Source organism: Streptomyces sp. NPDC059008 (assembly GCF_042749045.1).
Taxonomy (GTDB): domain Bacteria; phylum Actinomycetota; class Actinomycetes; order Streptomycetales; family Streptomycetaceae; genus Streptomyces.
Map to the genome: position 1 here is coordinate 39,149 of NZ_JBHYJC010000027.1, position 20,468 is coordinate 59,616.

Here is a 20,468-nt window from a genome sequence, read left to right on the forward strand (position 1 = left end):
AGCGAGGACACGTGGCCAACAGCATCATCGAGCAGCGGCTCGCGGGCGGCCCCCGGCCCGAACTCGACCTGTCGCAGGCCGAGTGGCAGTCCAGCACGCAGGGTGTGGGCGACGTCCAGGTCGCCTTCGTGGAGGGCTACGTCGCGATGCGCAACCGCCGCAGCCCGGAGATCCCGGCGGTGATCTTCTCCCCGGCCGAGTGGCGCGCCTTCGTCCTGGACGCCCGCGAGGGCGAGTTCGACCTCACCTAGGGCCTGTCCGATGGGTCATGGCCGGGCCCGCGGCCTAGGCCGGCCGTCGTCCCGCCCGACTCGCCCCGCCGGGCCCGCGGTTCGACGAGGCCGACGCCGCCTGCCGGGCCGCTCGTAGGATGGCGCCATGACGGGCGAGCGTGATCTTGGACTGCTGCTGAGCGGGATGCGTCCGGAGCTGAACGAGGGCCGCTATGTCTTCACCAGCGTGCCCGGCCCGGTCCCCGAGGGGGTGACGCCCCAGGTCACCGTCGCCGAACCCGAAGGGCTCACCCTCGTCGTCCGCCAGGAGGAGGCCGATCGCGCCGGCCTGCCGTACGACTATGTCGCCGGCTGGATCACCCTGCGGGTGCACTCCGCGCTGGACGCCGTCGGACTGACCGCCGCCGTCGCCACCACGCTCGCCCGGGCCGGGCTCAGCTGCAACGTCGTCGCCGGCTTCCACCACGATCACCTCTTCGTGCCCCATGACGCGGCCGCCGAGGCGCTGCGCCTCCTCGGCGAGCTGTCCGCGCGGGCCTGACCGGCGGCGGGCAGCGGGCCGCGGCGGCGCCCGCGCGCTTACCTCGACGTCAGCGCGGCGTGTCGGGCCGGGCCACGTACGATGGCGGCATGTCCTTCCTCCGCCGCCGTAGCGCCACGCCCGCCGGTCCAGACTTCGACGTACTCGCCATGGATCCCGGGGACTGGCCGGGCAATCTCGGGGCCGGGCTGCTGCCCGCGCCCGACGGGAGCTGCCAGGGCGTCTTCCTCCGCTACGACCTGTTCGGTGGCCGCGGCCCCGCGATGATCATCGGCAATCTGCCGGAGGGCTCCCCGGCCCGCGAGCTGGAGGGCGACGAGGTGCCCTTCGAGGTGGCGCAGCTGCTCGCGGCGCTCGGCAACGACGAGCCGGTCACGGTCGTCGAGAGCGAGGACACCCCGGTGATGCACGACGACAACCTGCTGATCGTCAAGCGCATCAAGTGCTCCGAGAGCCGGATCTCGTGTGCCCAGTTCGACCGCAGCGACGGTGTGCTGGTCACCATCGCCAGCTGGGACCGCCCGATCACCGACGACCTCTACGCGCTGCTCAAGCCGCTGCCGGCGGAGCTGTTCCAGCAGGGCTGACCCCCAGCGCACACGGGAGCGGACACGCCTCGCGCCCGGTGGACGGCCTGAACCGCGCCGTCCACCGGGCGCGACGCGCTGAGCGGCGCCCTAGGACCCCGAGCGCTGTACGTCGACGTCGGCCGCACGCACATAGCCGACCCGGTGTCCGAGCTGGATCTCGTAGTAGACGTCCTTGCCGCGCACGATCGCGTGCTTGCTGGTGTCGAAGGTCGGCGCGTAGAAGTACTCGCCCGCCATCCGGTCGCCGACCGCGTACTTCTGACCCGCGGTGATCTTGTACGGCAACGGGGTGACGGCCTGGTACGGCACGCCGGCCGGGTACGCCGTCTTCTCCGGGTACGCACGGCCGTAGACCGGGATCTCCGGCCGGCCGGCCTTCGGCGTGGCGATCAGGCCCTGGGTGTTCACCGCCGTCGGTCCGTCCTGCGGATTGCGGAACCACGCGAGCTGCCCGAGGTACCAGACCGCCGTCCAGTCGCCGGCCCGGCTCGCCACCGCGAACCGCTGGCCCGTCGTGGCGCGGGCACCGGTGTCGTTCACGCCGTCCGTGGAGTCGCTGCCGTCCGGGTGCAGCCCGATGTCCCTGACCAGCGGCGCGTGCTCGTCGGGCGCGATGTGCAGCCGGACCGCGGTGGAGCCGTGCGGTGCGCAGGTGTCACCGGGCTTGGCGCAGCCGGTGTAGCGCGGGGTGTTCCTGGCGTAGTCGGGGCGGATGGTGACCAGCCCGCCGCGCGGGCCCGCGTTGGGGTGGAAGGGCCTGCCCAGCAGGGTGAAGTAGTGCGCCCAGTCCCAGTACGGGCCGGGGTCGGTGTGCATGCCGGGGATCGTGGACGTGGTCGTGCCGGGCACGTTGTCGTGGCCCAGGATGTGCTGCCGGTCGAGCGGTACGTCGTACTTGCGGCTCAGATACTTCACCAGGTGGGCCGAGGCGCGGTACATCGCCTCCGTGTACCAGGCGTCCGGCGAGGCGAGGAAGCCCTCGTGCTCGACTCCGATGGAGTGCGAGTTGATGTACCAGTTGCCCGCGTGCCAGGCGACGTCCTTGGTCGGCACGTGCTGGGCGATCAGACCGTCCGAGGAGCGGATCGTGTAGTGCCAGGACACGTACTTCGGGTCCTTGATCAGCTTCAGGGTGACGTCCCACGACCCCTCGGTGTCATGGATGACGATGGCGTTGACCTTCTGGTCCTTGGGGCGGTTCGCCAGGTCGTGGTTGCCGTAGTCCTTGTCGCCGAACTCCTCGTACGGCGCCGGGACCGACATGCAGGCGACGCTCCACGGGCACTCCAGCCCGCCGTCGCCACCCGCCGCGGAGGCCTTGACGGCCGGCCTGCCGAGACGTTTCTGCTGAGCGGCGTCGGGGACCAGCCCCGGCGTGGCGGCCAGGGTGACCCGCTGTCCCGCGTCGTTCGTACGCGCCTGGCCCCGGCGCATGACCTGGTACACCTCGTCCGCGAAGGCCCGGCCGCCGCGCGCGCTGTCCTGGCCGCCGTAGGCCGCCACCGCCGCGTACCACCGGGCCGGGCCACCGCCCGCCGGCAGCCCCAGCCGGCGCTGCTCGGCGGCGAGCAGCGCCGCACCGCCCAGCACGTTCGCCGCGGGGTCCGTACGCAGCTTCTCGGGGGACAGGCCGGTCAGCTTCGCCGCGGTCGCCAACGTCCGCAACCGGGCGGGGAGTTTCGCCGGCAGCAGCGCCCGTTGCGTGGTGCTCCTGGGCACCCGCTTACGGGCGCGCGAGCCGTCACCGCGGGCGTCCTCGTCGCCCTCGCTGAACTCCGGCAGGCGGGACAGGGCCGTACGGGCGTCGGTCAGATGCATCGGGCCGTAGCCACCGGAGACGCTGGGCGCGCCGCCGTGGCCGTCCCAGCGGGACTCCAGATACGAGACGCCGAGCAGCACACTGCGGGGTACGTGGAAGCGGGCGGCGGCATCGGTGAAGGCCCGCTGCAGCCGGCCGGCCGGGGGCTGCCCGGCGCTGGCGGACGGCGCTCCCGAGAGCGGCAGCAGCAGGAGCGTTGCCGCGACGGCGGTGGATCTGCGCAGGGCGGGGCGGTGGATTCTCCTTGCGTCTTCCGGGGCGGATCCTCGCAAAACGACCTCCTCGAGCCGGCCCGAGCCGGACGGTCTGACGGTTGGTGCGCAAACGGCCGTGCGGGGTGGGACCCGAGGGTAGATCCCCCGTCGGGCCTATAGCTATACGTCTGCCGACGGACCGTCAATCACCGCGCCGGGCCGGGATTACGCATGTCAGGGCATCTCCCCAGGAGCCTTCCCGGACCGGCCCCGGGCCTGCGAGGCGTCAGGGGAATGGACCAATGAACGGGCACATGGGTGAGCAGCGCGCCCCGTTCCCGGGCGCGCCGCTCACAGTCCCCCTCGGCGGTCAGCGGGTGCCGACCGCCGCCCGTACCGCACGGCGCGCCATCTGGCAGTCGTCGTGCAGCCGGCGCAGGAGCAGTCGCTGCTCCTCACCCGCCGCGGGTGCGCCGGGCTGTCCCGTGCCCGCTGCACCCGTCGGCGCGGGCTCGCGCATGGTCCGCTGGACCGCGGTCTCATAGCGCCGGATCTCCCGGGTGAGAATCAGCATCAGATTCACCAGGAAGGCGTCCCGCGAGGCCGGGCCCGCGTTCTGGGCGAGCTGGCTGATCTGCCGGCGGGCCACCGGGGCGTCGCCGAGGACCGACCACAGCGTGGCCAGGTCGTAGCCCGGCAGGTACCAGCCCGCGTTGTCCCAGTCCAGCAGCACCGGACCGGTGGGGGAGAGCAGCACGTTGTTCAGCAGTGCGTCGCCGTGGCAGAACTGGCCCTGGACGTGCGACAGACCGTGCATCAGCTTCTGCAGATCGCCCAGGTCGCGGTCGGTGAGCAGCCCGAGGTCGTGATAGCGGCCGATGCGGCCCGCGTAGTCCAGCGGGGTGTCGAACAGTCCGGCCGGCGGGCGCCAGAGGTTGATCCGGCAGATCGCGCCGAGCGCGGCCCGCACGTCCGCGCGGGGAGGCGCCTCGGACGGGTGCCGTGTCATGGCGGCGACCCGGCCGGGCATCCGCTCCACGATCAGCGTGCAGTTGTCGGGGTCGGCCGCCACCAGCCGCGGCACCCGTACCGGCGGACGATGCCGGACGAATGCGCGGTATGCGCTTATTTCCTGCCGGAACCTTTCCGCCCATGCGGGGGAGTGGTCCAGTAAACACTTGGCGACCGCGGTCATGCGGCCGGTCGTGCCGACGAGGAGGACGGATTTGCCGCTCCGGCGCAGCACCTGGACCGGGTTGAACTCCGGACAGATGCGATGCACGGAGGCGACCGCGGCGCGCAGCTGGGCGCCCTGGGGCCCGGACAAGTCAAGTCTCCCGCTGAGCGGTTGGGTGCCCGTCACCTGCGCCCGCCGGGTCCGGCCACCGGAGAGACCGGCCACCGCCCCCGCGGATGAGGAGGGGGCGAGATACGGTCCGCTGCCCGCGGGGTGCGGGCGGTACGGCCGGGCAGGGGCGGTCACGGCGGACGATGCTGCATACATGGGTGAAGAAGATCCCTTCGTGCGCCGACGAGTTGCGCGCGCTCCCCGGCCCGGTGGAGGGAACCCGTGAACGGGCCCCGTGCAGGAGGCCGATCCAGGGTCCCTGTGAAGGGCGCGCACCCTGGGGAATGCGGTCCCGCCACCAGGCCGGGGGCGGCACACCTACAGAACAACGGGCTGTGGGTGGCAGACCATCTGGCGCACCCTGGCGAACCCTGGCGAATGGTCGCAGCGCACGTCACCGGCCGTTACTGTCAACTCAGTCGAGGAACCTGGGGGCTTGACGTGGACAGGCAGCCGAACACCCGTCTCGCGGACCTTTTCGGCCTGGCCGGCTGGTCCAAAGGAGAGCTGGCGAGACTAGTCAACCGGCAGGCGGCGGCCATGGGCCATCCGCAGCTGGCGACGGACACCTCGCGGGTTCGGCGCTGGATCGACATGGGGGAGACCCCACGGGATCCGGTGCCCAAGGTCCTGGCTTCCCTGTTCACCGAGCGCCTCGGCCGTGTCGTAACCATCGAGGACCTCGGGTTCGCAAGAACCGGTCGCTCGGGGAAGCGGCAGGCCACGGACGGTCTGCCGTGGGCTCCCGAACGGACCGCTGCGGTCCTCACGGAATTCACGGGAATGGACCTCATGCTCAACCGACGCGGCTTGGTGGGGGCGGGCGCGGCGCTCGCCGCGGGCTCCGCACTCACCGGCGCCATGCACGACTGGCTGCACACCGATCCGGCCCCCGCCGGCGCCCCCCGCCACGACGATCCGTTCGCTTCCGACTCCCTCACCGAACTCGACCAGATCGGCCTCGACCGCTATGAGGCGGCCCCCGTGGGGTCGCAGGAGATCGACGCGCTGGAGCGCTCGGTCGAAGTCTTCCGCGCCTGGGACGCGGCCCGTGGCGGCGGGCTGCAGCGCAAGGCCGTGGTGGGCCAGCTCAATGAAGTGGGCGGCATGCTCGCCTACCGCCACCCCGACCATCTGCAGCGCAGGCTGTGGGGGGTGGCCGCCAATCTGGCGGTGCTGGCCGGCTGGATGTCCCATGACGTCGGCCTGGAGCCCACCGCCCAGAAGTACTTCATCATCGCCGCCCATGCGGCACGCGAGGGCGGCGACCGCCCGCGCGCCGGGGAGGCCCTCTCCCGCGCCGCCCGCCAGATGGTCCATCTGGGCCGTCCCGACGACGCGCTCGATCTGATGAAGCTGGCCAAGTCCGGCTCCGGCGAGGAGACCCTGCCGCGCACCCGCGCCATGCTGCACACCATCGAGGCCTGGGCACAGGCGTCCAAGGGTCATGGCCAGGCGATGCGGCGCACGCTGGGCGAGGCGGAGGAGCTCTTCGTCTCGGACAAGGGCGATGTGCCCCCGCCGTGCTGGATGCAGATGTTCGACGAGGCGGATCTGCACGGCATGCAGGCGCTGGCCTTCCGTACCCTCGCCGATCACGACCCCTCGGCCGCCAGGATCGCTCAGCACCACGCCAAGCAGGCACTGGAGTTGCGCGAGGGCGGCCGCCAGCGCTCGCAGATCTTCGACTACATCTCGATGGCGTCGGCCTGCTTCATCGGCGACGACCCCGAACAGGCCGACCGTTACGCGCGGTTGGCGCTGGTGTCCATCGGCGAGAACTCCTCCCACCGCACCTGGGACCGGCTCCGCGAAATGTTCCGGCTGACCGGACAGTACGCGAACTACGCCAAGATCCAGGACCTGCGCGAGGAGATCCAGCAGGTCCTGCCGAAGGCGAAGCCCAAGGCCAAGGGGTCGGGCCTGGGGCCCGGCGTCGGTTCAGGAGTTGGACTGGGCCAGAACTTCTCGGTCTGAACCCGCGGCGTTCCGGACTTCGTCCAGCACCGGATGACAGAAACGGCAGAGGTGACGGAGCGTCACGCGCACCTGCGCGTGACGACGCGTCACACCCGGCAGGCCTGCCGTTTCACCTGATAGCCGACCATCCCCCGTCCAACACCGCAGGGCGGCCGGCTTAGCTTCCGCCGGTCCGCCCCTCAGCTGCCGCGATGTGTGTCAGCCGCCGACCCTGGCGATCAGCACACAGGCGTCGTCCTCGCGCTCGGTGCTGCCGAACTCCTCGACGACGACGCGGACGCTGTCCTGCGCACTACGGGCCGCGGCGAACCGCGGTGCCAGGGCGAGGAGCCGCTCGGCACCCTCATGGGCGGCCTCCGCGCCATGCGTACGACGTGGCGCGAGGCCGTCGGTGTGCAGCACGAGCAGGTCACCGGGCTCCAGTTGCTCGGTGCGCTGGGTGTACGCCGCCCCCGATGTCGCCCCGAGCAGTACGCCCTCCGGTGGGTCCAGCGCGCGCCCCGTGCCGCCGCGGAAGAGCAGAGGTGCGGGGTGGCCCGCCTGGGCCCACTCCAGCGTGCGCGTCGCGGGGTCGAACCGGCCGCACACGGCGCTGCCGAGCGCCGGCTGGGCGGCGGTGTCCAGCAGTTGGTTCAAAAAGCCCATCAGCGGTCCCGGCCGCTGTCCCGCGACCGCCATACCGCGCAGCGCGCCCAGCACCATCGCCATGCCCGAGGTGGCCGTGACGCCATGGCCGGTGAGGTCGCCGACGCTCAACAGCGTGGTCCCGTCCGGGAGTTGCAGGGCGTCGTACCAGTCGCCGCCGATCAGGGCGCTGGTGCCGGACGGCAGATAGCGCCCGGCGAGATCGAGCGCGACCGGACCGCCCTGCGGGAACCGCAGGGAGCCGCGCCACGGCGGTAGCACGGCTTCCTGCAGCTCGACCGCAAGCCGGTGCTCGGTCTGCGCGATATGCCGCTCGCGGTGCAGCGAGTCACGGGTCTCGCGTACCGCCTGCTGGCTGCGGCGCAGCTCGCTGACGTCCCGCAGCACGGCCCACATGCAGGCGGTGCTGCCATCGGCGTCGAGCACCGGCTCGCCCACCATGTGCACCGTGCGCAGACTCGCGTCCGGCCGCACGATGCGGAACTCGCCGTCGATCGGCCGGCCGTCCACCAGGCAGTCGGTGACCATCGTGGCCAGCCCCTCCTGGTCCTCGGCGCACACCAGGGACGGCAGCTCGTCGAGGGTCAGCGGGCCCTCGGAGGGGGACCGGCCGAACATCGCGAACAGCTCGTCGGACCAGCTGACCTCGTCCGTGAGCAGATTCCACTCGGCGCTGCCCACGCGGCGCAGCAGCGCGCCGCGCTCATGGGGCGCGGGCTCCGGCGGGGCCGCCGGCAGCTTGTCCTCGGCCGCCGGCTCGTCGTCACTCTCGGTGGGCAGGCCCTCTCTCAGCTGGTCGAGATGGCCACCGAGGTCGTCGAGGTGGTGCACGGCGAGGTCGCACAGCGCCCGCTGCCAGCGCAGCTGCGGGTCGGCGGCGAGGTCGGTGTCCACCGTGGACTCCCGGCGCACCGCGTCGAGGCCGCCGCGCAGGCGGCGCGCCTGCGTGATGAGTGCCTCGACCGTGTCGCGCTCGGGGGGCCGGTCGGCTGGATGGTCCGCGAAGAGAGGGGACGGCATGACGTACTCCGTGATCAGGCGGCGCCGGGCTAAAGGGCCGGTAACGACTGTTGCACAGGCAGCGACCGTCCGTAAGGGATTTGGCACTACCCGATACGGTGGTGCACCTGGCATATGCCAGCGGCCTCCCTGGGGCAACCTCGGGGCGAATCTGCGGAATGACAGCTTCCAGGCTAGGCTTCGGCCGCCGTACCGCAGGTGTTCTCGCCGATTCCACGGGGTTGACGAGGGATGCCGTGCATACGGTCCGCGGTCACCGGCAAGAATGCCGGTCAGCGGAAATCCCGTTGCCAGCCTGTCCCCCGCACCGGATGCTGACCTCATGTTCGATCCAGACATAGCGCCCAGTGGCACCCTGCTCGGCCTCCTGCAGCGAGGCCGCGGCGACGGGACCCTGCATGCCCTCGCGGCGCCGCGGGCCGAGGCGCTCGCGGCACTCAACGACAGCGTGCTGCGCGACCCCCGGCGCGACTGGCAGGTCGAGAACCGCTCTCTGTACTACGCGCGCCTCTACATGCAGCTCGACGGCGGGCTGGAGGAGATCGAACGCCACCTCTTCCACCCCGACGACCTCGTCGACACGGACGAGGAGCGCACCGGACTCGCCCTCGCCGTCCTCGGCCACCTCGCCGCGTACGGCAGGGACGCCGCCCGGCTGCTGCTGCGCAGCTACGCCGCGGCCGGCAGCAACTGGCGCTGGGCCCTGGACGAGCTCGCGCTGCGTGACGACGACGCCGGGCTGATGACCCTCGCCCCCGCCGTGCTCGCGCGCTTCCCCGAGACCGAGCAGGGTGCGGCCGAGCTGGCTGCGGCCGTCCGCGACGCCTTCGAGCCCCGGCCGTGGCGCCTGTGGGCCGAGGACCCCCGGTACGGCGCCCGCCTGGCGGCCGCCGGGGAGCAGGGCTCCTTCGACCGCTGGCAGCGGCAGCTGCGGCCCCGCGGGCCGCGCCCCGGCTGGAGCGTGACCGAGGTCCTGGCGTGGGCCCAGCAGGGCCTGGACCTGGAGCCCGCGGAGCACCGCCACCTCGCCGCCGCCCGCTGCCTGTCCGCGGTCGTCGGACCCGAGGACCGCCCCGAGCTGCTGCGCGCCGCGCGCAGCGGACCGGACGCGGCGCGCGCCGCCGTGCTCCACCACCTCGCCGAACGCGGCGACCCCGACGTCCTCGACCTGATCGAGTCCGCGGTCACCTGCCCCTTCTCCGGCGAGCAGCTGATCTCGGCCGCGCTGACCTCCTTCGAACGGATGCGCAGTGTCGCCGCCGTGGAGCGGGCCCGCCTCTGGGCGCCGCGCGCCGACCGCCTGGGCGCGTCGGCCGCCGCGATGCTCGCCCGCCGCGGCGCGCAGCGCGACGCCGAGCTGGTGCTGGCCGCGCTGCGCCGTACCGTCCGGGAGGAGGGCCCGGACGCCGGCGGCCTGTGGGAGCTGGTCGACGGCACCGGCCGCCTCGGCGTCGCCTGCGCCGCCCCCGTCCTGCGGCACGTCTACCGCGAGACCTCCTCCTCCCACCTCCGCGGCCGGGCCGCCGCCGCGCTCGCCGCCACCGACCCGGGCTTCGCGGCCGGCTTCGCCGTCGAGTGCCTGTGGGACTGCGAGGAGACCACCCGGGAACTGGCCGCCCGGCACGCCGCCACGGGCGACGACCGGGTCGTCGAGCAACTCCGCCGCCTGGCCGCCGACCCGGCGGAGGAGGCCGAGGTCCAGACGGCCGTCCGCAGCAGAATCGGACCCGAGTCCTAGGTTTTCCCCACGTGGTCGGCCCCTTCGCTGCGCTTTGCCCGCCTCCCACGTTGTCGGCTTTCCCGCCGTGGTGGTTTTTCGCCGTTGCGCCTGCGGCGGGCGGTTGTGTGTCGGGTGCGGTGACAGCCCTACGGACTTCGTCCTACGGTCTGTCCCCTCCCGTGGGTGGGTGGAAGACGGGCCGGTGGGGGCGGGCCCTGTCCGTCGACTACCGGCACACGAATGCTGACGTTGACCCCCACCGGTCTCCTCCCCTCCCACTCACGGGAGGGGGCGGACCGCAGGACGGAGTCCGGAGGGGCGCACCCGCTGCCGAAAACGCCCCGCGCAGCGGCAACCAGCCCGCCGCAGGCGCAACGGCGACAAACCCCCACGGCGGGACAGCCGACAACGTGGGAGGGCAGCCAAGCGCAGCGGAACGCTCATGGGACGTTCTCCGACTAGAAAGATCCACGTGGTCCCCTCCACGCACGGCCCGCCGACAACAGCGTTATGCGTGTCGTCCTCGTCACCGAATCCTTCCCGCCCGATGTCAACGGCGTCGCACACTGCGCCCTGGAAACCGCCCGGCACCTCGTACGGCGCGGGCACGATCCGCTGGTCATCGCGCCGCTCGGTGGCGGCGTGCCCGGCGCCGCGACGTACGAGAGCCCCTGTCCCGTCGTCCGGGTGCCCTCGATGCCGCTGCCCGGGTACCCGCAGGTGCGGATCGCGCTCCCCGGGCGCCGGCTGTCGGCCGCCCTCGACGGGCACCGGCCCGATCTGGTCCACCTCGCCAGCCCCTTCGTCCTCGGTGCCCGCGCGATGGCGGCCGCCGCCCGCCGGCGGGTGCCCGCCGTCGCCGTCTACCAGACCGACCTGGGCCGCTACGCCCGTACCTACCTCGGCGGCGGCGCGACCACGGCCTGGCGGCGTATCCGGGCCGTGCACGCGGCCGCCGACCGCACCCTGGCGCCCTCCAGCGCGGCGCTGCTGGACCTGACCGACCACGGCGTGCCGCGGGTCCACCTGTGGCCGCGGGGCGTCGACTCCCAGCGGTTCCACCCGGGGCGGCGCGACGCGGTCCTGCGCAGCTCGCTGGCCGCGGGGCGGGAGTTGCTGGTGGGGTATGTGGGACGGCTCGCGCCGGAGAAGGACGTCCGGCTGCTGGCCGAGACCTCGCGGCTGCCGGGCGTTCGTACCGTCGTCATCGGCGAGGGTCCCAGCGCGGCCGGGCTGCGCGCCGCACTGCCGGAGGTCCGCTTCCTGGGCCGCCGCACCGGTGACGAACTGGCGCGGCTCTACGCCTCTTTGGACGTGTTCGTGCACACCGGCCCTTATGAGACCTTCTGCCAGACCGTGCAGGAGGCGATGGCCTCCGGGGTGCCGGTGGTCGCGCCGCGGGCGGGCGGGCCGGTCGACCTGGTCGACCACGGCCGTACGGGGCTGTTGGTGACACCGGGCGACGGCGGCGCGTTCCGGGACGCGGTGCGCTTCCTCGGGGGCAGCGCCGAGCTGCGCGTACGGTACGGCTCCGCGGCCCGCCGAGCCGTCGCGGACCGCACCTGGGAGGCGGTGGGCGATCAGCTCCTGGGCCACTACGAGGCCGTGCTCGCCGACCGGACGGCGGTGGCGGCGTGAACCGGCGGCGCACGGCCGGCACCGGGCTGCGGATCGTACGGATCGCCAACTTCGTCACCCCGGCCTCCGGCGGGCTGCGCACCGCACTGCGCGCGCTCGGCGAGGGCTACCGGGCCGCCGGGCACGAGCCGGTGCTCATCGTGCCCGGACCGCCGGAAGGGGACCGCAGCGGCGGGGCGGGCGGGGTGCGTGACGAACTCACCGGCCAGGGGCGGGTGATCACCCTGCCGGGGCCGGTGCTGCCCGGCAGCGGCGGCTACCGCCTGCTGACCGACCGCCACCGGCTGCAGCGCCTGCTGGCCGCGCTGGCCCCCGACCGCCTGGAGGTCTCCGACCGTACGACGCTGCGCTGGACGGGCGAGTGGGCGCGCCGGGCCCGGGTCCCCGCGGTGATGGTCTCGCACGAGAGCGTGGACGGGGTGCTGCGCACCTGGGGCGTGCCGCGGCCGCTCGCGCGGGCCGCCGCGGACCGGCTCAACCGCCGTACGGCGCACGCCTACAGCCGGGTGGTGTGCACCACCGACTGGGCGGCGGCGGAGTTCACCCGGGCCGGGGCGCGCAATGTGGTGCGCGCACCGCTCGGTGTCGATCTCGCCGCCTGGCACCCGGACTGCCGCAGCGCGGAGCTGAGGCGCCGCTGCGCGGGCCGGGCCGAGTTCCTGCTGCTGATGTGCTCGCGGCTGTCGCAGGAGAAGCGGCCGGGGCGGGCCCTGGACGCGCTGGCGGAGCTGCGCCGGCGCGGGGTCGACGCGGCGCTGGTGGTGGTCGGCGACGGGCCGCTGCGGCCGCGGCTGGAGGCTCGGGCGCGGGCCGAGCGGCTGCCCGCGGCGTTCCTGGGCCATCTCGCCGACCGGTCCGGGCTCGCCGCGCTCCAGGCGAGCGCCGACCTGACCCTGGCGCCCGGACCTGCCGAGACCTTCGGGCTGGCCGCCCTGGAGGCGCTCGCCTGCGGGACCCCGGTCGTCGCCAGCGCGGCGTCGGCGCTGGCCGGACTCGTCGACGGCGGCGGTGACACGGCGCTCGACGACGGGCCCTCCTTCGCCGACGCGGTCCAGCGGGTACTGGCCCGGCCCGAGCCGGCCCGGCGCGCCGCCGCCCGCCGCCGGGCCGAGGGCTACGGCTGGCAGCCCGCCGTCGACGCGTTCCTGGCGGCGCACGACGCGCCGGCGGCGCTCGGCCGGCCGGTCGTCGCACCGGCGGCGCCGTACCCGGCGGGTCCGCTGGGCGGGTGGTGACCATGGGACCGGAGGGGGCCATAGGGGCGACGGTGGCACCGGCCGCCGACTCGGGCCGGTTCGTCGCGCTCGGCGATTCGCTGACGGAGGGGCTGGGCGATCCGCTGCCGGCCGGCGGCTGGCGTGGCTGGGCCGCGCTGCTCGCCGCGGCGCTCGGCGAGCGGCCGGGGAGCGTACCGCTGGTGAACCTGGCCTTCAGCGGGGCGCTGGCGGCGGACGTGGCCGAGCGGCAGCTGCCCGTCGCGCAGCAGCTGAAGCCGCGGTTCGTCTCGCTGGTCGTCGGTGCGAACGACACCCTGCGGGCCGCCTTCACCATCGAGCGGGTGGCGGCCGCGCTGGACCGGACGCACGGCGTTCTGAGCGCGGGCGGTGCCGTGGTCCTGACGGCGTGTCTGCCCGATCCGGGCCGGATGCTGGGCCTGCCCGGTCCGCTGGCCCGTCCGCTGGCGCGGCGGATGCGTGCCGTCAACACCGTCGTCCACGCGGTGTCCGCCCGCCACGGGGGAGTGCATCTGCACCTGGCCGACCACCCGTGGGTCGCCGAGCGCGCCTCGTGGAGCGTCGATCGGCTGCACCCCAGCGAGCGCGGCCACCGGCTGCTGGCGCGGGGGTTCCATACGGCGCTCGCCGACGCCGGCGTGCCCGTCGGACCGCCGCCCTCGCTCACCCTCGACGGCCGGCCGCCGACCCGTACCGCCTCCGCCCTGTGGATGGCGACCAAGGGGACGCGCTGGGTCGCCGACCGGTGCACGGATCTGCTGCCCGGCCTGCTCGCCCTGGCGCTCCAGGAGTGTCGGCACGCGACGGCCGGATCCGGGCGGCTGCTGGACGCCGCGGCCGACCACGCCACCCGCAGCGCCCTCGCCGCGCTGGGGGCCGGGTCCCCACCGAAAGACGCCGGTGCGGTGAAGGGCGCTGCGACAATGGCGGGATGACCGGACGCTGGGAGTTCTGGATCGACCGCGGTGGCACGTTCACGGACGTCGTCGGCAGGCGGCCGGACGGGCGGCTGGTCACCGGCAAACTCCTCTCGCACCACCCCGAGCGCTATCGGGACGCCGCGGTGGCCGGCATCCGCATGATGCTGGGGCTCGGCCCGGACGAACCGGTGCCCGCCGAGCGGGTCGGCGTCGTCAAGATGGGCACCACGGTGGCCACCAACGCCCTCCTGGAGCGCACGGGCGAGCCGACGGTGCTGCTGACCACGGAGGGCTTCCGGGACGCGCTGCGGATCGCCTACCAGAACCGGCCGCGGATCTTCGACCGGCGGATCGCGTTGCCCGAGGCGCTCTACGACCGGGTGATCGAGGTGCCGGAGCGGATCGGCGCCCACGGCGAGCTGGTCCGGCCGCTGGACACCGACACGGTCCGCGAGGCGCTGCTGCGGGCCCGTGCCGACGGGCTGCGCAGCGCCGCCGTCGTCCTGCTGCACGGCTACCGCCACGCCGACCACGAGAAGGCCGTCGCCGAGCTGGCCAGAGCGGCCGGCTTCGCCCAGGTCAGCTGCTCGCACGAGGTCAGCCCGCTGATGAAGCTGGTGCCGCGCGGCGACACCACCGTCGTCGACGCCTACCTCTCCCCGATCCTGGGCCGCTACGTCGACGAGGTCGCCGCCCAACTCCCCGGCATCCGGCTGATGTTCATGCAGTCCAACGGCGGGCTGCGGCAGGCGGCGCACTTCCGCGGCAAGGACGCGGTGCTGTCCGGGCCCGCGGGCGGCGTGGTCGGCATGGTCCGTGCGGCCGCCGAGGCCGGCGACGGGCACGACCGGGTGATCGGCTTCGACATGGGCGGTACCTCCACCGACGTCTCGCACTACGCCGGCGAGTTCGAGCGGGTCTTCGGCAACGAGGTCGCGGGCGTACGGATGCGCGCCCCCATGATGAACATCCACACCGTCGCGGCCGGCGGCGGCTCCGTACTGCACTTCGACGGGCGCCGCTATCGGGTCGGCCCCGACTCGGCCGGTGCGGACCCGGGGCCGGCCTGCTACCGGCGCGGCGGGCCGCTCGCCGTCACCGACGCCAATGTGATGCTCGGCCGCATCCAGCCCGCCCACTTCCCCGCGGTGTTCGGGCCGGACGGCGAGGCGCCGCTGGACGCCGAGACGGTCCGCACCCGCTTCGCGGAGCTGGCCGCGCGGATCGCCGCCGAGACCGGGGACGACCGCGGCCCCGAGGAGGTCGCGGCAGGCTTCCTGGACATCGCGGTGCTCAACATGGCCAACGCCGTCAAGAAGATCTCCGTCCAGCGCGGCCACGACATCACCCGCTACGCCCTGACCAGCTTCGGCGGCGCCGGCGGCCAGCACGCCTGCGCGGTCGCCGACGCGCTGGGCATCGCCACGGTCCTCGTCCCGCCGCTGGCCGGGGTGCTCTCCGCGTACGGCATCGGGGTCGCCGACGCCACCGCGATGCGGGAGCAGGCCGTCGAGGCGGAGTTCACCGACGCCGCGGCCCTCGACCGGGTCCGGGAGGTGTGCGCGGCGCTCGCCGGGCAGACCCGGGGCGAACTCCTCGACGACGGGGTACCGGACGAGTCGATCACCACTCGTGCCCGGGTGCTCATCCGCTATGCCGGAACCGACTCCACCATCGGCGTACCGCTCGCCGACGCCGACACCATGGCCGCGGAGTTCGTCCGCGCGCACCGCGAGCGCTACGCCTTCACCATGGACAAGCCGCTGGTGGCCGAGGCGGTGTCGGTCGAGGCGCTGGGGGCGGCCGGCGGCGCGCGCGGTTACGAGGCCGGGGCCGGCGGCCGGGAGGGGGAACTCGCGCCGGCCGCGACGGTCCGGATGTACGCGGGCGGGCGCTGGCGGGACACCGGCCTCTACCGGCGCACCGACCTGCGCCCCGGTGACACCCTCACCGGTCCGGCGATCATCGCCGAGGAGGACGCGACCACGGTCGTCGACCCCGACTGGCAGGCGGCCATGGGCGACCGCGGACACCTGACGCTGACCCGGACCCGGCCGCGCACCGACCGGGTCGCGGTCGGCACCGAGGCCGACCCGGTGATGCTGGAGGTCTTCAACAGCCTCTTCATGGCCATCGCCGAGCAGATGGGGGTCCGCCTGGAGAACACCGCGCACTCCGTCAACATCAAGGAGCGCCTCGACTTCTCCTGTGCGCTGTTCGACGCCGACGGCAACCTGATCGCCAACGCGCCGCACATTCCGGTGCACCTGGGCTCGATGGGGGAGTCCATCAAGGAGGTGCTCAAGCGGCGCGGCCGCGAGATGCGGCCGGGCGACGTGTATGCGATCAACGACCCGTACCACGGGGGCACCCACCTCCCGGACGTCACGGTCGTCACCCCCGTCTTCGCCCCGGACGGCGGCGAGCTGCTGTTCCTCGTCGCCTCGCGCGGCCATCACGCCGAGATCGGCGGTATCACCCCGGGCTCGATGCCCGCCTTCAGCAGCACCATCCAGGAGGAGGGCATCCTCTTCGACAACTGGCTGCTGGTGCGCGACGGCAGGCTGCGCGAGCGCGAGACCCGCGAGCTGCTGACCTCCGGGCCGTACCCCTCGCGCGCCCCGGACGCCAACCTCGCCGACCTGCGCGCCCAGATCGCCGCCAACGAGAAGGGCATCCACGAACTCCACCGGATGACCGAGCAGTTCGGCCTGGACGTCGTACGGGCCTACATGGGCCACGTCCAGGACAACGCCGAGGAGTCCGTACGCCGGATCATCGCGCGGCTGACGGACGGCAGCTGCCGCTACGAGACCGACGGCGGCGCGCAGATCCACGTCGCGCTGCGCGTCGACCGCGCCGCCCGCAGCGCCGTGCTCGACTTCGCCGGCACCTCGCCCCAGCAGCCCGGCAACGCCAACGCGCCCACCTCGGTGGTGATGGCGGCCGTGCTCTACGTCTTCCGCACCCTGGTCGCCGAGGACATCCCGCTCAACAGCGGCTGCCTCAAGCCCGTCGAGGTCCGCATCCCGGAGGGCTCGATGCTGGCCCCCGTCTTCCCGGCGGCCACCGTCGCGGGGAACGTGGAGACCTCGCAGGCGGTGACCGGCGCGCTCTACGCGGCGCTCGGCGTCCAGGCGGAGGGCTCGGGCACGATGAACAACCTCACGTTCGGCAACGACCGGGTGCAGTACTACGAGACCGTCGCCAGCGGCTCGGGCGCCGGTGACGGCTTTGACGGGGCGGACGCGGTGCAGACCCACATGACCAACTCCCGGCTGACCGACCCCGAGGTACTGGAGTGGCGCTACCCCGTCCGCGTCGACGGCTTCGCCATCCGCGCCGGCAGCGGCGGAGCGGGGCGCTGGCACGGCGGCTGCGGGGCCGAGCGCCGGCTGCGCTTCCTGGAGCCGATGACCATCGCCCTGCTCACCAACCACCGCAGGATCCCGCCGTACGGCATGGCGGGCGGCGCCCCGGGCGCGCTGGGCGTGAACTTCATCGAACGGGCGGACGGCTCGCACCAGCAGCTGAAGGGCTGCGACGCGGCGGAGGTCGGCACCGACGACGTGCTGGTGATCCGCACGCCCGGGGGCGGTGGTTACGGGCAGGCGTAGCCGCCGCCCCCGGGCGCGGGCCCGGCCGGTGCGCAACCGGGGCCGGGGTCGGGCTACTCCTGGGAGGAGCGCCGGCAGGCGTCCATGGCGAGCATCGCGGGGACGTACTGCCGCTGCAGCGCGAAGAAGCACGCGCGGACGTGTTCCTGGGCGCCGTCGGCGGCGAGGAGGCAGGCGTCCGCGACCAGCTCCGGATCCGCCCCGGGATGCTGCTCCAGGACGTGGTAGTAGCAGGCCTGCGGGGTCGCGTGGGCGGCCGGGGCGGCGGCCACGACGCCGCCGAGTGCGAGGGCGAGGCCGCCGAGGGCGGCGGCGAGGCGCGGGGCGAGGCGCATGGTGGTCGGGGTCCTTCCGTGTGGTGGGCCCGAGTTGGTCACTCGGTGCGGTTGATCCGCTACCGAACGTGCCCAGCTGTGATCCCGGTGACGCGGCAGGGGGCGGGGCGCCGGGGGCGAACGGCGGGCGTGCGCAGCGCACTTCGGCCCGTTGTGCGTTCCGGTGTCAGCCGGGGTGCGACGCCGGGCCCTGCCGTCGACCGAGCGGCAGGAACCGCACCGGGGTCCCCGGCACCGCCTGGGCCGCGGCGGACAGGAAGCGCGCGGGCACGACCCCGACGACCGGGTACCCGCCCGTGGTGGGGTGGTCGTGGAGGAAGAGCACCGGGAGGCCGTTCGGCGGGACCTGGAGGGCGCCCAACGGCATGCCCTCGCTGGGGAGTTCACCGGGAAGGGCGCGTTCCAGGGGCGGGCCCTCGGTGCGCAGCCCGATGCGGTTGCTGGCCGGGGAGACCCGGAAGCGGCCGGTGGCGAGGGTGCGCAGACCGGCCTCGGTGAACCACGCGTCGCGGGGGCCGGGCAGGAACGGCAGGAGGAGTTCGGACGCCGGGCCGGGGTGCGGGACGGCGTCGACGGCCGCGGGCGGGCCGTGCGGGGCGCCGAGGGGGAGGACCGCGCCGTCGGTGAGCGGATCGGGGCCCAGGCCCGAGAGCAGGTCGGTGGCGCGGCTGCCCAGGATCTCCTCGGCCTCGATGCCGCCGGCGAAGGCCAGGTGGGACCGCAGGCCGTGGGTGGCGGGCCCGGCGTCCAGGACGGCGCCGGCCGGGACGCGGAACGGCGCGCCCCAGGGGGCGGGGCGGCCGTCGACGGTCACCGGGCAGGGGGCTCCGGTGACGGCGACGGTGGTGGCCGTGCGGACCCGTACGGCGCAGCCGGTGAGCGTGGTCTCCAGGGCGGCGGCCGACTCGGGGTTGCCGACCAGGCGGTTGGCGAGGCGGTGCGCGGGTTCGTCCAGGGCGCCGGCGCGCGGCACCCCGAGGTGGGCGTGGCCGGGCCGGCCGAGGTCCTGGACGGTGGTGAGCGCACCGGCTCGGACGACCGAGAAGGCGCGGTCGGTCATCGGGCGGTCTCCACGCTCTCCAGGGGGACGAAGCGGACCCGGGTGCCCGGGGTGAGCAGTGCGGCGGGCTCGCGGCGCGGGTCCCACAGCACGGTGTCGGTGGTGCCGATCAGCTGCCAGCCACCGGGGGAGGAGCGGGGGTAGACGCCGGTGTACGGGCCGGCGAGCGCGACCGAGCCCACCGGGACCTTCGTGCGCGGGGTGTCCCGGCGCGGTACGTGCAGCGGCTCGGGCAGACCGGTCAGATAGCCGAAGCCCGGGGCGAAGCCGCAGAAGGCGACGTGGAATTCGGTGCCGGAGTGCAGGCGGACGACCTCGTCGGGGGTGGTGTCCCACAGGGCGGCGACATCGGCGAGGTCGGGGCCGTCGTAGCGGACCGGGATCTCGACGGCGGGTCGGTCGGCGGCGGCGCGCGGCGGGACGACCCAGGTGGCCAGCTCGGCGAGGAAGCCGCGGGGGTCGGCGAGGCCGTCGAGGAAGACCGTGCGGGCGGCCGGCACGATCTCGGCGATCCGCGGCAGGGCGCCGTCGGCGGCCCGGCGCAGCAGCTCGGCGTGCAGCGCCTCGACCTCCTCGGCGCCGTCCAGCTCGATCAGCAGCCCGTGCTCGCCGACCGGCAGCGGCCTCATGTGAAGCTCCGGACGCGGACGCCGGCGGCGGTCAGCTCGGACCGTACGCGCCGGGCGAGGCCGGCGGCGCCCGGGGTGTCGCCGTGCAGGCACAGCGAGCGGGCGGCGATCGCGACGCGGTGGCCGTCGCGGGAGGTGACGGCGCGGTCGCGGGCCATGCCGACGGCGCGCTTGACGACCTCGTCCGGGTCGTGGATCACCGCACCCGGCTCGCGGCGGGGGACGAGGGTGCCCTCGGCGGTGTAGGCGCGGTCGGCGAACGCCTCGCCGACGACGGGGAGTCGGGCGAGCCGGGCGGCCTCGTGCAGCCGGGAGCCGGGCAGGCCGAGGACCGGCAGGTGGCCGCCGGCGGTGCGGACGCCCTCGACGACCGCGCCGGCCTGCTCCGCGTCGTGCACACAGCGGTTGTAGAGCGCGCCGTGCGGCTTGACGTAGGAGACGCGGGTGCCGGCGGCGCGGGCGAAGACCTCCAGCGCGCCGATCTGGTAGGCGATCTCGTCGGCCAGTTCGTCCGGGGGGACGTCCATCGCGCGGCGGCCGAAGCCGGCCAGGTCGCGGTAGGAGACCTGGGCGCCGATCACCACGCCGCGCGCGGCGGCCAGATCGCACACCCGGCGCATCGTCGAGGGATCCCCGGCGTGGAAACCGCAGGCGACATTGGCGCTGGTGACGACGGAGAGCAGCGCCTCGTCGTCGGTGAGCTGCCAGCGACCGAAGCCCTCCCCGAGGTCGGCGTTGAGGTCGATGACACAGTCCACCGCGTCGCTCATGTGTGTCCGTTCCAAGGATTTCGTCGGGCCGGCGGGCGGACGGGAGCGGTCCGGCCGGCCCGTATCCGTAGCGGCTCTCCCCCGAGGGCCGTCGAGCCGACCGGCGTGGGGAACAACGTAGAGGATCGTTGAACGATCCGACAAGAGGTGTGCGGCACCTGGTCCCGGCTCCGT

General features: G+C 74.1%; 16 protein-coding genes. 9 read left to right on the top strand and 7 right to left on the bottom strand.

Going from position 1 to position 20,468, the window contains the following annotated elements:
* The first annotated feature begins 11 nt into the window (after positions 1–11).
* From ACFWZH_RS26970 to ACFWZH_RS26980, 3 genes are all read left to right on the top strand, one after another.
* The gene (locus ACFWZH_RS26970) at positions 12–251 is read left to right on the top strand and encodes a DUF397 domain-containing protein (protein ID WP_384436388.1); all 240 of its coding nucleotides are present in this window, start codon (positions 12–14) and stop codon (positions 249–251) included.
* A gap of 127 nt (positions 252–378) precedes the next feature.
* A complete protein-coding gene (locus ACFWZH_RS26975) occupies positions 379–774 on the top strand; it encodes an ACT domain-containing protein (protein WP_384436390.1) in 396 nt (131 codons plus the stop codon).
* Positions 775–863: 89 nt separating this feature from the next.
* On the top strand, positions 864–1,361 hold the full coding sequence (locus ACFWZH_RS26980) for a hypothetical protein (RefSeq protein WP_384436393.1): 498 nt from the start codon (positions 864–866) through the stop codon (positions 1,359–1,361).
* Positions 1,362–1,451: 90 nt separating this feature from the next.
* Here the strand turns inward: ACFWZH_RS26980 and ACFWZH_RS26985 are convergent, their stop codons facing one another.
* Positions 1,452–3,455 carry an N-acetylmuramoyl-L-alanine amidase gene (locus ACFWZH_RS26985; protein WP_384436396.1) on the bottom strand — a complete coding sequence of 668 codons (2,004 nt, stop codon included), beginning with the start codon at positions 3,453–3,455 and terminating at the stop codon, positions 1,452–1,454.
* Positions 3,456–3,747: 292 nt separating this feature from the next.
* Positions 3,748–4,881 carry an aminoglycoside phosphotransferase family protein gene (locus ACFWZH_RS26990; RefSeq protein WP_384436399.1) on the bottom strand — a complete coding sequence of 378 codons (1,134 nt, stop codon included), beginning with the start codon at positions 4,879–4,881 and terminating at the stop codon, positions 3,748–3,750.
* A 285-nt stretch (positions 4,882–5,166) separates the two neighbouring features.
* On the opposite strand from ACFWZH_RS26990, the gene ACFWZH_RS26995 reads away from it, so the two are divergent.
* Positions 5,167–6,702 carry a hypothetical protein gene (locus tag ACFWZH_RS26995; RefSeq protein WP_384436402.1) on the top strand — a complete coding sequence of 512 codons (1,536 nt, stop codon included), beginning with the start codon at positions 5,167–5,169 and terminating at the stop codon, positions 6,700–6,702.
* 201 nt (positions 6,703–6,903) lie between these two features.
* On the opposite strand, the gene ACFWZH_RS27000 is transcribed toward ACFWZH_RS26995, so the two are convergent.
* Positions 6,904–8,370: a PP2C family protein-serine/threonine phosphatase gene (locus tag ACFWZH_RS27000; protein ID WP_384436404.1), complete on the bottom strand. Its 1,467-nt coding sequence runs from the start codon at positions 8,368–8,370 to the stop codon at positions 6,904–6,906.
* Between the two features lie 322 nt (positions 8,371–8,692).
* On the opposite strand from ACFWZH_RS27000, the gene ACFWZH_RS27005 reads away from it, so the two are divergent.
* The 5 genes from ACFWZH_RS27005 to ACFWZH_RS27025 all read left to right on the top strand — a co-directional run bounded on the left by ACFWZH_RS27005 (position 8,693) and on the right by ACFWZH_RS27025 (position 17,500).
* A complete protein-coding gene (locus tag ACFWZH_RS27005; RefSeq protein ID WP_384436407.1) occupies positions 8,693–10,108 on the top strand; it encodes a HEAT repeat domain-containing protein in 1,416 nt (471 codons plus the stop codon).
* 492 nt (positions 10,109–10,600) lie between these two features.
* Complete coding sequence (locus ACFWZH_RS27010) at positions 10,601–11,728, top strand: glycosyltransferase family 4 protein (protein ID WP_384436410.1); 1,128 nt, start codon at positions 10,601–10,603, stop codon at positions 11,726–11,728.
* Complete coding sequence (locus tag ACFWZH_RS27015) at positions 11,725–12,963, top strand: glycosyltransferase (RefSeq protein ID WP_384436413.1); 1,239 nt, start codon at positions 11,725–11,727, stop codon at positions 12,961–12,963. The genes ACFWZH_RS27010 and ACFWZH_RS27015 overlap by 4 nt, the downstream gene beginning before the upstream one ends.
* A 2-nt stretch (positions 12,964–12,965) precedes the next feature.
* A complete protein-coding gene (locus tag ACFWZH_RS27020) occupies positions 12,966–13,898 on the top strand; it encodes an SGNH/GDSL hydrolase family protein (protein ID WP_384436416.1) in 933 nt (310 codons plus the stop codon).
* Positions 13,895–17,500 (top strand): hydantoinase B/oxoprolinase family protein, encoded by a 3,606-nt coding sequence (locus ACFWZH_RS27025; protein WP_384436419.1) that lies wholly within the window; start codon positions 13,895–13,897, stop codon positions 17,498–17,500. The genes ACFWZH_RS27020 and ACFWZH_RS27025 overlap by 4 nt, the downstream gene beginning before the upstream one ends.
* Positions 17,501–17,553: 53 nt before the next feature.
* Here the strand turns inward: ACFWZH_RS27025 and ACFWZH_RS27030 are convergent, their stop codons facing one another.
* From ACFWZH_RS27030 to ACFWZH_RS27045, 4 genes are all read right to left on the bottom strand, one after another.
* Positions 17,554–17,835, bottom strand: coding sequence for a hypothetical protein (locus ACFWZH_RS27030; RefSeq protein ID WP_384436422.1), 282 nt, complete (start codon positions 17,833–17,835; stop codon positions 17,554–17,556).
* A 166-nt stretch (positions 17,836–18,001) separates the two neighbouring features.
* Positions 18,002–18,895, bottom strand: a complete 894-nt coding sequence (locus ACFWZH_RS27035) for a biotin-dependent carboxyltransferase family protein (RefSeq protein WP_384436425.1) — start codon at positions 18,893–18,895, stop codon at positions 18,002–18,004.
* A complete protein-coding gene (pxpB, locus tag ACFWZH_RS27040; protein ID WP_384436428.1) occupies positions 18,892–19,524 on the bottom strand; it encodes a 5-oxoprolinase subunit PxpB in 633 nt (210 codons plus the stop codon). The genes ACFWZH_RS27035 and pxpB overlap by 4 nt, the downstream gene beginning before the upstream one ends.
* On the bottom strand, positions 19,521–20,294 hold the full coding sequence (locus tag ACFWZH_RS27045) for a LamB/YcsF family protein (RefSeq protein ID WP_384436430.1): 774 nt from the start codon (positions 20,292–20,294) through the stop codon (positions 19,521–19,523). The genes pxpB and ACFWZH_RS27045 overlap by 4 nt, the downstream gene beginning before the upstream one ends.
* Between the last annotated feature and the right edge of the window lie 174 nt (positions 20,295–20,468).

Bases quoted from the DNA above. Each gene is read 5' to 3' on its own strand.
- ACFWZH_RS26980 (WP_384436393.1), top strand. From the start codon at position 864: ATGTCCTTCCTCCGCCGCCGTAGCGCCACGCCCGCCGGTCCAGACTTC.
- ACFWZH_RS27045 (WP_384436430.1), bottom strand. From the start codon at position 20,294: ATGAGCGACGCGGTGGACTGTGTCATCGACCTCAACGCCGACCTCGGG.
- ACFWZH_RS27010 (WP_384436410.1), top strand. From the start codon at position 10,601: ATGCGTGTCGTCCTCGTCACCGAATCCTTCCCGCCCGATGTCAACGGC.
- ACFWZH_RS27030 (WP_384436422.1), bottom strand. From the start codon at position 17,835: ATGCGCCTCGCCCCGCGCCTCGCCGCCGCCCTCGGCGGCCTCGCCCTC.
- ACFWZH_RS27035 (WP_384436425.1), bottom strand. From the start codon at position 18,895: ATGACCGACCGCGCCTTCTCGGTCGTCCGAGCCGGTGCGCTCACCACC.
- ACFWZH_RS27020 (WP_384436416.1), top strand. From the start codon at position 12,966: ATGGGACCGGAGGGGGCCATAGGGGCGACGGTGGCACCGGCCGCCGAC.
- pxpB (WP_384436428.1), bottom strand. From the start codon at position 19,524: ATGAGGCCGCTGCCGGTCGGCGAGCACGGGCTGCTGATCGAGCTGGAC.
- ACFWZH_RS26990 (WP_384436399.1), bottom strand. From the start codon at position 4,881: ATGTATGCAGCATCGTCCGCCGTGACCGCCCCTGCCCGGCCGTACCGC.
- ACFWZH_RS27005 (WP_384436407.1), top strand. From the start codon at position 8,693: ATGTTCGATCCAGACATAGCGCCCAGTGGCACCCTGCTCGGCCTCCTG.
- ACFWZH_RS26975 (WP_384436390.1), top strand. From the start codon at position 379: ATGACGGGCGAGCGTGATCTTGGACTGCTGCTGAGCGGGATGCGTCCG.
- ACFWZH_RS27000 (WP_384436404.1), bottom strand. From the start codon at position 8,370: ATGCCGTCCCCTCTCTTCGCGGACCATCCAGCCGACCGGCCCCCCGAG.
- ACFWZH_RS27025 (WP_384436419.1), top strand. From the start codon at position 13,895: ATGACCGGACGCTGGGAGTTCTGGATCGACCGCGGTGGCACGTTCACG.